We start from the raw sequence: 12,879 nt of genomic DNA on the forward strand, positions 1-12,879 counted from the left end.
GGGCCTCCGCCCGGTGTCCGCACACCGCTCCCCGCCGCCCGACGGGTAGTTTTGGGCACCCACAGCACTTTCAGGAGGATGGCCGTGACTGCTGATCTGTCACAGATCGTGAAGGCGTACGACGTACGCGGAGTGGTCCCGGACCAGTGGGACGAGGCACTGGCCAGGCTCTTCGGCGCCGCCTTCGCGGAGGTGACAGCGGCGGCGGCCATCGTCGTCGGCCACGACATGCGCCCCTCGTCCCCCGGCCTCTCCCGCGCCTTCGCGCACGGCGCGGCGGACCGCGGCGTGGACGTCGTGGAGATCGGCCTGTGCTCCACCGACCAGCTGTACTACGCCTCGGGCGCGCTGAACCTCCCCGGCGCGATGTTCACGGCCTCCCACAACCCGGCCCGGTACAACGGCATCAAGATGTGCCGCGCCGGCGCCGCCCCCGTCGGCCAGGACACCGGGCTCACCGACATCCGGGAGCTGGTCGAGCGCTGGCTCGCCGAGGGCGCCCCGGCCCCCGCGGCCCGCCCGGGCACCCTGTCCGCGAGCGAGACGCTTCAGGACTACGCGGCGCACCTGCGCTCCCTGGTCGACCTCTCCGCCATCCGCCCCCTGAAGGTCGTGGTCGACGCCGGCAACGGCATGGGCGGCCACACCGTCCCCTCCGTCTTCGCCGGCCTGCCCCTGACCCTCGTCCCGATGTACTTCGAGCTGGACGGCACCTTCCCCAACCACGAGGCCAACCCGCTCGACCCGGCCAACCTCGTGGACCTGCAAAAGCGGGTCCCGGCGGAGGGCGCCGACCTCGGCATCGCCTTCGACGGCGACGCCGACCGCTGCTTCGTCGTGGACGAGAACGGCGACCCCGTCTCCCCGTCCGCGGTCACCGCGCTGGTCGCCGCGCGCGAGCTGGCCCGCAACGGCGGCAAGGGCACCGTCATCCACAACCTCATCACCTCCCGCACGGTCCCCGAGGTCGTGCGGCAGCACGGCGGCACCCCGGTGCGCACCCGGGTGGGCCACTCCTTCATCAAGGCCGAGATGGCCCGCACCGGCGCCATCTTCGGCGGCGAGCACTCGGCGCACTACTACTTCAAGGACTTCTGGAACGCCGACACCGGCATGCTGGCCGCCCTGCACGTCCTCGCGGCGCTCGGCGGCCAGGACGGCCCGCTGTCCGCGCTGGTCGCGCAGTACGACCGCTACCGCGGCTCCGGCGAGATCAACTCCACGGTCGCCGACCAGGCCGGCCGCATCGCCGCGGTCCGCGCCGCGTACGAGGGCCGGGCCGACGTCACCCTCGACGACCTCGACGGCCTCACGGTCGCCGCCGCCGACTGGTGGTTCAACGTCCGCCCGTCCAACACCGAGCCGCTGCTCCGGCTGAACGCCGAGGCGAAGGACGAGGCGACACTGACCAAGATCCGCGACGAGGCCCTGGCGATCATCAGGGGCTGAGCGGTCCGCCCCATCGGCGGTACGCTGACCAGGCAAATCCACAGACACCCATCCGCCCCCCGAAGGGACACCCCATGGCGCTCGAAGCCGGCTTCCTGGAGATCCTCGCCTGCCCGGCCTGCCACGCCCCCCTGAAGGAGCAGGACACCGAGCTGATCTGCACCGGCCCGGACTGCGGCCTGGCCTACCCGGTCCGCGACGGCATCCCGGTGCTGCTGGTCGACGAGGCCCGCCGCCCCGCCTGATCCGGCTCCTCACCGCGGGCGGGAGGGCCGGCACCACCCGGTCCGGCCGCCGCCCCGCGCGCACCAGGCCCGTCCCCTCGTAGCATCCCAGGATCCCCGGCGACCGGAGGCTGCCGCCCATGCTGGACGAAACGCTGCTCGACACCCCGGAGGGCCTCGCCGAGGCCGACCACCGAGGTCTGCTGCGCGGGGCGGCGGAGGCCGGCGCCCGCGTCCGCACCGCCGCCCGGAACGCCGCCGAGGCCGGCATCGGCACCCTCAAGCCCGACGGCCGCCCCCGCGCGGTCCTCATCGCGGGCCCCGGCGCCGCCGCCACCCACACCGCCGACCTCCTCGGCACACTGGCCGGCCCGGGCAGCCCCGTCGTCCGGCTCGCCCCCAGCGGCGTCGCCCCGGCCGCGGGCGCCCTGCGCTGGGAACTGCCGGGCTGGGCCGGCTCCGTGGACCTGCTGCTGATCGCCACCCCGGACGGCACCGAACCCAGCCTGTCCCTCCTCGCCGAGCAGGCCTACCGCCGCGGCTGCTCCGTCGTCGGCGTGGCCCCGCCCGGCACCCCGCTCGCCGACGCGGTCCCCGGAGCGCACGGCCTGTTCCTCCCGATGGCGACGGCACCGTACGACCAGGAGGAACCGCTCGCGGCCTCCTCTCCCGGGGTGCTCTGGGCGCTGCTGACCCCCCTGCTCGCGCTCCTGGACCGGGTCGGCCTGCTCGACGCCCCGCCGGAGGCCCTGGAGAAGGTCGCCGACCGGCTGGACCACATCGCGGAGCGCTGCGGGCCCGCCATCGCGACCTACAGCAACCCCGCCAAGACCCTCGCCGCCGAACTGGCCGACGCGCTGCCCGTGGTGTGGACGGAGGGCACCTCGGCCGGCCCGGCGGGCCGCCGGTTCGCCGCCGCCCTCGCCGAACTCGCCGGCCGCCCGGCCCTCGTCGCCGAACTGCCCGAGGCGCTCGCCGCGCACAGCGCCCTGCTGGCCGGGCCGCTCGCCGCCAGCGCCGACCCGGACGACTTCTTCCGGGACCGCGTGGAGGAGCCGCCCGCGCTGCGCGCGCGCGTGGTGCTGCTGCGCGACCGCCCGATCAGCGGCCTCACCGCCGCCCCGGCCGCCCGTGACGTGGCCCTCAGCCACGACACGCCGGTCAGCGAACTCGAACCCGAGGAGGGCGGCGAACTGGAGACCCTCGCGGAACTGATCGCCGTCACGGATTTCGCCGCCGTTTACCTGGCGCTCGCTTCGGGAGCCTGATCTGATCCCTGGCCCACCGCCCGCACCCGCCGCGGGTCCCGGCCGCCCCGCCGCCGGTCCCGGCGGTCCTGTCGGCGGCACGGGAACACCAGGCGCCGGCACGGGCAGACCCGGCGTCGGCACGGGCAGACCCGTCGGCGCCGGGAACGGAAGCGGCAGCGCCGACCGAGCAGCGCACGTACGGAGACAGAGAAGACACATGGACCGCCTCGACAACACCATCCGCCCCTACGCCTGGGGCTCTCCCACCGCCATACCGCAGCTCCTGGGGGCCGAGCCGACCGGCGAACCCCAGGCGGAGATGTGGATGGGCGCCCACCCGGGCGCCCCGTCGCGCACCCCCCGCGGCACCCTCGTCGAGGTCATCGAGGCCGACCCGGAGCGGGAACTGGGCGCCCGCGCGGTCGCCAGGTTCGGCCCCCGGCTGCCGTTCCTGCTCAAGATCCTCGCGGCCGGCGCGCCCCTGTCCCTCCAGGTGCACCCGGACCTGGAGCAGGCCAGGGCGGGGTACGCCGAGGAGGAGCGGCGCGGCGTCCCGATCGACGCCCCGCACCGCAACTACAAGGACGCCAACCACAAGCCCGAACTGATCTGCGCGCTCACCGAGTTCGACGGCCTGTGCGGCTTCCGCGACCCCGTCCAGGCCGCCGGCCTGCTCGACGGGCTCGGCGTCGACTCCCTCAAGCCGTACGTCGACCTGCTGCGCGCCCACCCCGAGGACGCGGCCCTGCGCGAGGTCCTCACCGCCCTTCTCACCGCCGACCCGGAGGAGATGGCCCACACGGTCGCCGAGGCCACCGCCGCCTGCACCCGCCTCGGCGGCGCCTACGCCCCCTACGCCGGCATCGCCCACCACTACCCCGGCGACCCCGGCGTGATCGCGGCCATGCTCCTCAACCACGTCCGGCTGCAGCCGGGCGAGGCCCTGTACCTCGGCGCCGGCATCCCGCACGCCTACCTCAACGGCCTCGGCGTGGAGATCATGGCCAACTCCGACAACGTCCTGCGCTGCGGCCTCACCCCCAAGCACGTCGATGTCCCCGAACTGCTGCGGATCGTCCGCTTCGAACCGAGCGACCCGGGCGTGCTGCGCCCGGAGGCCTCCCCGGAGGGCGAGGAGGTCTACGAGACGCCGACCGACGAGTTCCGGCTCTCCCGCTACGTCCTGCCCGAGGGCGGCACCAGCCGCGACCTCACCGGCGACACCCCGCAGATCCTGCTCTGCACGGCCGGCACCGTCCGGGCGGGCGAGCACGAGCTGAACCCAGGCCGATCGGTCTTCGTCCCGGCGGGCGAACAGGCGGAGATCTCCGGCACGGGCACCATCTTCCGCGCCACCGTGGTCGTGTGACCAGGGCTGTCACCAAGGCTGTGGATAAGCGGTCGATTATCTGACCGGGCCTGTGGATACCTGACGTACCGGTGCCCGGCCGGGCTGCAAGAATGGCCCACCGGCAAAGGCCGGGCAAAGCCGGGCACCCGTCCGGACGGACGTACGAGGCCGACACAGGCGAAGGGACAACGCGGACACATGAGCGCGTCAGGCGGTACGAAGGCGATCGTGGCGGCACTCGGTGCCAATCTCGCGATCGCGGCATCGAAGTTCGTGGCGTTCGCGTTCAGCGGCTCCTCCTCGATGCTCGCCGAGGGCGTGCACTCGCTCGCCGACTCCGGCAACCAGTTCCTGCTGCTCGTCGGCGGCAAGAAGGCGCAGCGCGAGGCCACCCCGCAGCACCCCTTCGGCTACGGCCGGGAGCGGTTCATCTACGCCTTCCTGGTGTCGATCGTGCTGTTCTCCGTCGGCGGCATGTTCGCCATCTACGAGGGCTACGAAAAGATCCGCCACCCGCACGACCTGGAGCACTGGTACTGGCCGGTCGCCGTCCTCGTCTTCGCGATCATCGCCGAGGGCTTCTCCTTCCGCACGGCCATCAAGGAGTCCAACGAACTGCGCGGCAAGCTCTCCTGGAAGGAGTTCATCCGCCGCGCCAAGGCACCCGAGCTGCCGGTCGTCCTGCTGGAGGACTTCGGCGCGCTCATCGGTCTGGTCCTCGCCCTCGGCGGCGTCGGCCTCTCCCTGCTCACCGGCGACGGCGTCTGGGACGGCATCGGCACCCTCTGCATCGGCATCCTGCTCGTTCTGATCGCCTTCGTCCTGGCCGCCGAGACCAAGTCGCTGCTGCTCGGCGAGGCCGCGGGCATCGAGGACGTCAAGAAGATCGAGGCCGCGCTCGTCGACGGCGACACGGTCACCCGCGTCATCCACATGCGCACGCTGCACCTCGGCCCCGAGGAGCTGCTGATCGCCGCCAAGATCGCCGTCCAGCACGACGACACGGCCGCCGAGATCGCCACCGCCATCGACGCCGCCGAGGCCCGCATCCGCGCCGCCGTCCCGATCGCCCGCGTCATCTACCTCGAACCGGACATCTACAGCGAGGTCGCGGCCGCCAAGGGCCCGGACCCCAGCGCCACCCCGGGCGGCCCGAACCCCCACGCCGCCGACCACTGAGCCGGATACGCCGGCCGTCGCACGCATTCCTGGGGGAGACGGCCGGGTAGGAAGAAGGCGGCAGGCCGACGACCGCTGGGCGCGCCCGGCCCGGAGTGGGGGCACCTCCGCCCCTCCACCCGGCGCGCCCCCTCACCTCACCCCACCTCGCCGAGCACCTCCAGCACCGCCGCCTCGTCCGGTGCCGCGAGCAGCCGCTCCCGGAACCCGCCGTCCATCAGCTTGCGCGACAGCAGCGCGAGGATGCGCAGGTGTTCGTCGCCCGCGGCGGCCTCCGGTACGGCGATCATGAAGATCAGCCGGGCCTTCGTACCGTCCAGCGACCCCCACTCGACCCCCTCCGCCGACCGCGCGAACCCCACGACCGGGGCCGTCACCGCGTCCGTCTTGGCATGCGGGATCGCGATCTCCTCGCCGAGTCCGGTGCTCCCCTGCTCCTCGCGCCGCAGCGCGGTCGCCACCAGCTCCTCCCCATCGGCCACCCGGCCACTGCGCGCCAGCAGCTCCGCCATCTCCCGGATCGCGGCCTCCTTCTCCGCCGCCCCGAGCGCCACCCGCACGGTCCGCCCGGTCAGATACCCGGACAGCACCTCGGCCCCGCCGCCCGCATCCGCCGCCGTCTCCTCCGACGAGGCTTCCTGCGGAGCGACGGCTTCCCGGACACCCGCCTGCTCGGCGCCGGTGCCCTCCCGCACCGACGCACCACCGGCCCCGGCGGCCTCCGTACCGCCCCGGCGTCCGCTCACGTCGACCAGTCCGACCGTCGCCAGCGCCGTCACCACCGTGCCGATCGCCACGGCCACGAGGAACATCGGGACCCCGCTCACCGCGCCCAGCACCGCCACGATCGGCCCGCCGTGCGGTACGGCGTCCTTCACCCCGGCCAGCCCCGCGACCGCGCCGGCCGCGGCCCCGCCGAGCATGTTCGCCGGGATGACCTGCGCGGGCCGCGCCGCCGCGAACGGGATCGCCCCCTCCGAGATGCCGAAGCAGCCCATGAACAGGGCCGCGAGCCCGGTCTCCCGCTCCTGCCCGGTGTAGAGCCGCCGCCGGATCACCGTGGCCAGGCCCTGCCCCAGCGGCATCACCGGGATCGCCGCCGCGCACATGCCCATCACGGTCTGGTTGCCGCTCGCGATGAGCCCGGCGCCGAACAGGAACGCCGTCTTGTTCACCGGCCCGCCCATGTCGAACGCGATCATCAGACCCAGGATCGCGCCGAGCAGCACCGCGCTGGTGCCGGTCATCCCGCCGAGCCAGCTCGTCAGGTGCTCGAAGACCCAGGAGATCGGCTTGCCGATGACGTAGATGAAGAACAGGCCCAGCGCCGTCGTCGCCACGATCGGGATCACGATGATCGGCATGATCGGCTGCACGAACCTCGGCACCCGGACCCGCTTGATGCCCAGCACCAGGTACCCGGCCAGGAACCCGGTCACGATCGCCCCGATGAAACCCGCGCCGGCCTCGGAGTCGTACAGCGCGCCGGTGTTGGCTATCCAGCCGCCGATCATGCCCGGGACCAGCGCGGGCCGGTCGCCGATGGCGTAGGCGATGTAGCCGGACAGGATCGGGATCATCAGCTGGAAGCCGATCCCGCCGACCGCGTTGACGTGCGCCCAGAAGGTGCCCTCCGGGATCACATAGCCCTTGGCCGTGGCATGGCCGCCAAGCGCCAGCGACACCGCGATCAGCAGACCGCCGACGACCACGAACGGGATCATGTACGACACGCCGTTCATCAGCGCCTTGTACACCAGGCTCCGCTCCCTGCCGCCGCCCGGCGCGGACACCGCCGCACCCGCGCCCGGACCGTCCGACCCGTGCACGGGCGCCGACCGCACCCGCTCGATCAGCCGCTCGGGATGGTGGATGCCCTCCGCGACCCCGACCGTCAGCACCCGCTTGCCCGCGAACCGGCCGAGGTCCACGTCCTTGTCGGCGGCCACGATGACCCCGTCCGCCTGTCTGACATCGTTGTCATCGAGCACGTTCTCGGCCCCGATGGACCCTTGTGTCTCCACCTTCATCTCGATGCCCAGGCTCGCGGCGGCCTGCGCGAGCTTCTCCGCCGCCATGTACGTGTGCGCGATGCCGGTCGGGCAGGCGGTCACCGCCAGCAGCCTGAGCGGCTGCCGCTCCTCATCGCGGCCACCCGTGGCGGGTGGCCCGGCCGGACTGGTCACGTCGATCTCCTCACGCTTCGGCACGCGCGACGCCGTCCCGGACGCCCCGCGAGCGGAACCGGACGTCCCGGTCCCCCTGCATCCTGCACCACGCCTCCCCCGCCTTGACGGCGCGTAAGTCCCGGTTGGCCCCGGTCCGTCCGCCCCGGCTCCACGGTTTCCGCACAACCACAGGCGCCCCCACGGCCCCCTGAACCCCCCTGAAGCCGGCCCGGGGAAGCCACGAGGAATCCGAAGGCGGACTGGGACGACCGGGCCCTCCGGTGTAGCTTGGGACGGAGCCAGACGTCGCTGCTGATGGCGGTCGGGCGGCCCCACGCGGGCCGGCCGAGGGAGAGAGGGCCTCCGACGGACTGCGCTGCGCGTACGTGGGCATGCCTGTGCCTCTTCCCGGGCACCCCTGTGTCCGCCGCCGCGCAGACCAGCCGTACCCACCTCGACCCAACCCCCGAGGAGCAGCTCGTAATGACGACTGTCGAGAACCGACAGGACTTCAAGGTCGCCGATCTGTCGCTGGCCGAGTTCGGCCGCAAGGAGATCACCCTCGCCGAGCATGAGATGCCGGGCCTGATGGCGATCCGCAAGGAGTACGCCGAGGCGCAGCCCCTCGCCGGCGCCCGCGTCACCGGCTCCCTGCACATGACCGTGCAGACGGCCGTGCTCATCGAGACCCTGGTCGCCCTCGGTGCCCGGGTCCGCTGGGCCTCCTGCAACATCTTCTCCACCCAGGACCACGCCGCCGCCGCCATCGCCGTCGGCCCGAACGGCACGCCCGACAACCCCCAGGGTGTCCCGGTGTTCGCCTGGAAGGGCGAGACGCTGGAGGAGTACTGGTGGTGCACGGAGCAGGCGCTGACCTGGCCGGACAGCCCGACCGGCGGCCCGAACATGATCCTGGACGACGGCGGCGACGCCACCCTCCTCGTCCACAAGGGCGTCGAGTACGAGAAGGCCGGTGAGGTCCCCGCCCTGGAGACCGCCGAGTCCGACGAGCACCGCGTCATCCTCCAGCTGCTGCACCGCACCCTGGGCGAGAACCCCCAGAAGTGGACCCAGCTGGCCTCGGAGATCCGCGGTGTCACCGAGGAGACCACCACGGGTGTCCACCGCCTGTACGAGATGCAGCGCGACGGCGTCCTCCTCTTCCCGGCGATCAACGTCAACGACGCCGTGACGAAGTCCAAGTTCGACAACAAGTACGGCTGCCGGCACTCCCTGGTGGACGGCATCAACCGCGCCACGGACGTCCTGATCGGCGGCAAGACGGCCGTCGTCTGCGGCTACGGCGATGTCGGCAAGGGCTGCGCGGAGTCCCTGCGGGGCCAGGGCGCCCGGGTGATCGTCACGGAGATCGACCCGATCTGCGCGCTCCAGGCGGCGATGGACGGCTACCAGGTGACCACGCTGGACGAGGTCGTCGAGACGGCCGACATCTTCATCACCACGACCGGCAACAAGGACATCATCATGGCCTCGGACATGGCCAGGATGAAGCACCAGGCGATCGTGGGGAACATCGGCCACTTCGACAACGAGATCGACATGGCCGGTCTCGCCAAGGTGCCGGGCATCGTCAAGGACGAGGTCAAGCCGCAGGTCCACACCTGGACCTTCCCCGACGGCAAGAAGATCATCGTGCTGTCCGAGGGCCGCCTGCTCAACCTGGGCAACGCCACCGGCCACCCCTCGTTCGTGATGTCCAACTCCTTCGCGGACCAGACCCTGGCCCAGATCGAGCTGTTCACCAAGCCCGACGCCTACCCCACCGGGGTCTACACCCTGCCCAAGCACCTCGACGAGAAGGTCGCCCGCCTCCACCTCGACGCCCTCGGCGTCAAGCTCACCAAGCTGCGCCCGGAGCAGGCGGCGTACATCGGTGTGGACGTCGACGGTCCGTACAAGCCGGATCACTACCGCTACTGAGCCGGTGATCCCGTAGCCCGACCGCCGGGGGAGTGCGCCGTGCACCGACGCACCCCTCCCGGCAGCAGGCTCTCAGAGGCAGGCCCCCGCACCCCCGTGCCGGGGGCCTGCCCCTTTGGCCCCGACCCATGGCTTCCGGCCGGACCAGCCCGTCAAGACCCAGGACCACCATGCCCCGCGGCCGTTATTCGCTCCACGATCCGCACGATCACACCCCCCTCGCAGAAGAACACTTCCAGTGCGCCCCCGGCCCGTCCGGCTGGCGTTACGTCTCCCGGCTGACCGACCCCGCCGGCGAGCACCGGGGCTCCGTCGACCTCGCCCTGGACGACCTCGGCCGCCCCCTCCGCCTCGAACTGCACGCGGGTGACTGGCAGGTGCGCGGCGCCGCCCTCGACGGCGTCACCTGGGTCCGCACCGACCCCACCGGCCTCCATGCCACCGAAGGCAATGTGCGCGCCCACGCCTTCACCGGCACGTCCCCGGCGTTCCTCGTCGCCACCGCACGGCTCCTGCGCCTCACCCCCTCGTCCGCCGCGACCCGCGTACGCCTCGTGGCCTTCACCGACCCGGTCCTCGCCCCCCGCACCGTGGACCAGTCCTGGGCTCTGGTGAACAGCGAAGCACACGCCACTGACAACGGCCCCCTGACCGTGGACGAATACCAGGTCACAGCCCTGGACACCGGCGAACAGCACGCCGTCCACATCGCCGGTGACGTCGTCCTGGCCGCGCCCGGCATCGAGCTGGAGGACCTCCAGTCACCCCCGTCGCGCTTCGACTGACCCCGGCACCCGCGCCCCGCGAGAACCTACGAGGACCTACGAGGACCTACTAGGCGGGCGGCACGAACCCGGTGGCCGCCCGGCGGGTCGACGGCTCGTCTCCCGGCGGCCGGGCAGGGGAGGGCGGAGCGGGAGCGGAGAATCCGGACGGGTACGCGTCGTCGGACTGAAGGGCGCCCTCGGCCCGATGCGAGTCCCCGTACGGCGAGAGCTGCTGTGAGAGTTCAGGCCGGTAGGAGACCGGCGTGCCGGGCTCTCCCGCCGGCGGCGCGAAGCCTCCGGCCGCGAGACCGCCGCCGGAGGCCGGACCCCCGCCGAACGCCTGCCGGGCCTCACGGGACTGCCGCTCGTGCACCACGGCCGCGAGAAACGCGGCCGGAGGCAGATCCGGCGGCACGGCGGCACCGGTACGCCCCGCCAGGTCGGCCGCCAGCCGCTGCGCCATACCCGCCGACACCTGCGGATCGAGCTGCGGCATCCGGGTCAGGTACTGCCGGATCGCAAGCCACAGCCCGTCCGGCACCACGGACAGATCCAGCCCGGCGAACCGCCCCACGAGCCACGGAGGCGGAGGCGGCACGAAACCGGCCCGCCCGGCGGGTATCCGCTCCCGGACCACCAGAGTGCCCGCGAACACATCGCCCAGCCGCCGCCCCCGCGCCGAGACCAGCGAGGCGATACAGGCCACCACGCCGAGCGTCATCAGGATCTCGACGACCCCGATCGCGCCCCGCACCAGAGCGTGCCGGAACCGGATCGGCCCACCGTCGTCCCGTACCACCCGCAGCCCGAACGCGAGCTTCCCCAGCGAACGCCCGTGGCTGAGCGTCTCCACGGCTATCGGCCCACCGACCAGCACCAGCAGGAACGACGCGATCGACAGCGCCATCTGCGCGGCCTCGTCCAGCGACGCCGTCGACGCCACCAGCACCACGACCACGACGAGATACGCGACCATCGCCACCACCAGATCGAGCAGCACGGCGAGCGCCCTGCTCGGCAGCTTCGCGGGCCGCAGTTCGAGCGCCACCGCCTCGCCGGTCACCAGCTCACTCACGCCCGCCGTCCTTCCCTGGTGCCCCCTGAACCGCCAGTCTGCCAAGCTGAGGGCGCATCGCGCCGCAGTACGAAAAGCTGACAGCAAGCACCGGCCTCCACGACGAGCCGTGGACGACCAGCCGAGGAGCAGGCAGACCCGATGGACCTGGACGTCTTCGTCTCCGTACACCGAGCGGAATGGGACCGGCTGGACGCACTGCTGAGCCGTCGGCGCCGGCTCAGCGGCGCCGAGGCGGACGAACTCGTCACCCTCTACCAGCGCACCGCCACCCACCTCTCCCTCATCCAGTCCAGCGCGCCCGACCCGTACCTGACCGGACGGCTGAGCCAACTCGTGGCACGCGCGCGCAGCACCGTAGCCGGCACCCGTCGTGCCTCATGGCGGGACGTCACACATTTCCTGGGCCAGGGCTTCCCGGCAGCCGTCTACCGCGCCCGCCACTGGTGGGTGCCCACGGCGCTCGTTTCCACCGCGGTCGCCGTCCTGCTGGGCTGGTGGATCGGCACCCACCCCGAAGTGCAGTCGTCCATCGCGGCACCCAGCCAGCTGCGCGAGCTGACCCGCCCGGGCGGCGAGTACGAGACCTACTACTCCAGCCATCCCGCGGCCGCCTTCGCCGCCCAGGTATGGACGAACAACGCTCAGGCAGCGGCGATGTGCCTGGTGCTGGGCGTCTTCCTGGGCCTGCCCGTTCTGTGGATCCTCTTCCAGAACATGCTGAACCTGGGCGTGGGTTTCGGCCTGATGTCCTCGGCGGGCCGTCTCGACACCTTCCTCGGCCTGGTCCTCCCGCACGGTCTGCTGGAGCTGACAGCGGTCTTCGTCGCCGCTGGTACGGGGCTGCGCCTGGGCTGGACGCTGATCGACCCCGGCCCGCGCACCCGGCGGGCCGCTCTCGCGGAGGAGGGGCGCGCGGCCATCGGCATGGCGATCGGCTTGGCCCTGGTCCTGCTCGTCTCCGGCGCCATCGAAGGCTTCGTCACCCCCTCCGGCCTGCCCACCTGGGCCCGCATCGGGATCGGGATCGCGGCCGAGCTGGCCTTTCTGGCCTACGTCTACGTGCTCGGCGGCCGCGCGACACGCGCGGGCGAGACAGGCGACCTAGGGGCGGCGGAACGCAGCGCGTCCGTGCCCACGGCCGCCTGAGTCCGCTGGATGTGCACTCACCCCCTCTGAGCTGCTAGTCTCCTCTTCGCCCCGCAAGAGCCGTTGACACGGAGGGAGTGGGGAGGTAGATTCAATGAGTTGTCTGGAACTGGACATGTTGCCAGGCGCTTGGTAGAATCTACTTGTTGCTTCCCAGGGAGCCGTGAACGGCGCCCGGGACAGCATCCTCCGAATACTCAGAAATGAGCGGCCGGTCAGACCGGCCAAGAACTTCTGATAAAGTCGGAACCGCCGGAAAGGGAAACGCGAGAGCGGGAACCTGGAAAGCACCGAGGAAATCGGATCGAGAAAAGATCTGATAGAGT

11 protein-coding genes are annotated in these 12,879 nt (G+C 72.2%); 8 read left to right on the forward strand and 3 right to left on the reverse strand.

The annotated features are described in order from the left end of the window. Nucleotides 1-84 precede the first annotated feature (84 nt). The 5 genes from IH25_RS0126745 (at nt 85) to IH25_RS0126765 (ending at nt 5,453) form a co-directional block, all read left to right on the forward strand. On the forward strand, nt 85-1,449 hold the full coding sequence (locus IH25_RS0126745) for a phosphomannomutase/phosphoglucomutase (RefSeq protein ID WP_030615738.1): 1,365 nt from the start codon (nt 85-87) through the stop codon (nt 1,447-1,449). 74 nt (nt 1,450-1,523) lie between these two features. Continuing rightward, entirely contained in the window at nt 1,524-1,694 is a 171-nt protein-coding gene (locus tag IH25_RS39900) for a Trm112 family protein (protein ID WP_078844429.1), read from the forward strand. A gap of 119 nt (nt 1,695-1,813) precedes the next feature. Then, nucleotides 1,814-2,941 carry an SIS domain-containing protein gene (locus IH25_RS0126755; protein ID WP_030615741.1) on the forward strand — a complete coding sequence of 376 codons (1,128 nt, stop codon included), beginning with the start codon at nt 1,814-1,816 and terminating at the stop codon, nt 2,939-2,941. A gap of 199 nt (nt 2,942-3,140) precedes the next feature. After that, a complete protein-coding gene (gene manA, locus IH25_RS0126760; RefSeq protein ID WP_030615744.1) occupies nt 3,141-4,292 on the forward strand; it encodes a mannose-6-phosphate isomerase, class I in 1,152 nt (383 codons plus the stop codon). Between the two features lie 180 nt (nt 4,293-4,472). Then, nucleotides 4,473-5,453, forward strand: a complete 981-nt coding sequence (locus IH25_RS0126765; protein WP_030615747.1) for a cation diffusion facilitator family transporter — start codon at nt 4,473-4,475, stop codon at nt 5,451-5,453. A 137-nt stretch (nt 5,454-5,590) separates the two neighbouring features. Here IH25_RS0126765 and IH25_RS0126770 read toward each other — a convergent pair whose 3' ends face one another. After that, nucleotides 5,591-7,639: a fructose-specific PTS transporter subunit EIIC gene (locus IH25_RS0126770; protein ID WP_030615750.1), complete on the reverse strand. Its 2,049-nt coding sequence runs from the start codon at nt 7,637-7,639 to the stop codon at nt 5,591-5,593. 465 nt (nt 7,640-8,104) lie between these two features. Here IH25_RS0126770 and ahcY point away from each other — a divergent pair, with 465 nt between their 5' ends. Both ahcY and IH25_RS0126780 read left to right on the forward strand, forming a co-directional pair. Then, nucleotides 8,105-9,562: an adenosylhomocysteinase gene (ahcY, locus tag IH25_RS0126775; RefSeq protein WP_030615754.1), complete on the forward strand. Its 1,458-nt coding sequence runs from the start codon at nt 8,105-8,107 to the stop codon at nt 9,560-9,562. A gap of 170 nt (nt 9,563-9,732) precedes the next feature. Beyond that, nucleotides 9,733-10,347: a hypothetical protein gene (locus tag IH25_RS0126780; RefSeq protein ID WP_030615757.1), complete on the forward strand. Its 615-nt coding sequence runs from the start codon at nt 9,733-9,735 to the stop codon at nt 10,345-10,347. A gap of 49 nt (nt 10,348-10,396) precedes the next feature. Here IH25_RS0126780 and IH25_RS0126785 read toward each other — a convergent pair whose 3' ends face one another. Beyond that, the gene (locus IH25_RS0126785; RefSeq protein WP_030615760.1) at nt 10,397-11,404 is read right to left on the reverse strand and encodes an RDD family protein; all 1,008 of its coding nucleotides are present in this window, start codon (nt 11,402-11,404) and stop codon (nt 10,397-10,399) included. A 141-nt stretch (nt 11,405-11,545) separates the two neighbouring features. Between IH25_RS0126785 and IH25_RS0126790 the strand changes: the two genes are divergently transcribed. Further along, nucleotides 11,546-12,553 (forward strand): stage II sporulation protein M, encoded by a 1,008-nt coding sequence (locus IH25_RS0126790; protein WP_030615764.1) that lies wholly within the window; start codon nt 11,546-11,548, stop codon nt 12,551-12,553. Nucleotides 12,554-12,692: 139 nt separating this feature from the next. Here the strand turns inward: IH25_RS0126790 and IH25_RS41950 are convergent. Beyond that, on the reverse strand, nt 12,693-12,879 hold a 187-nt coding region (locus IH25_RS41950), incomplete at its 5' end, for a hypothetical protein (protein WP_209445378.1).

The organism is Streptomyces achromogenes subsp. achromogenes (genome assembly GCF_000720835.1).
GTDB lineage: Bacteria > Actinomycetota > Actinomycetes > Streptomycetales > Streptomycetaceae > Streptomyces > Streptomyces achromogenes.

Excerpts from the sequence above, each read along its gene's own strand:
- IH25_RS39900 (WP_078844429.1), top strand. The coding sequence starts at position 1,524 with ATGGCGCTCGAAGCCGGCTTCCTGGAGATCCTCGCCTGCCCGGCCTGC.
- IH25_RS0126765 (WP_030615747.1), top strand. The coding sequence starts at position 4,473 with ATGAGCGCGTCAGGCGGTACGAAGGCGATCGTGGCGGCACTCGGTGCC.
- manA (WP_030615744.1), top strand. The coding sequence starts at position 3,141 with ATGGACCGCCTCGACAACACCATCCGCCCCTACGCCTGGGGCTCTCCC.
- IH25_RS0126780 (WP_030615757.1), top strand. The coding sequence starts at position 9,733 with ATGCCCCGCGGCCGTTATTCGCTCCACGATCCGCACGATCACACCCCC.
- ahcY (WP_030615754.1), top strand. The coding sequence starts at position 8,105 with ATGACGACTGTCGAGAACCGACAGGACTTCAAGGTCGCCGATCTGTCG.
- IH25_RS0126755 (WP_030615741.1), top strand. The coding sequence starts at position 1,814 with ATGCTGGACGAAACGCTGCTCGACACCCCGGAGGGCCTCGCCGAGGCC.
- IH25_RS0126790 (WP_030615764.1), top strand. The coding sequence starts at position 11,546 with ATGGACCTGGACGTCTTCGTCTCCGTACACCGAGCGGAATGGGACCGG.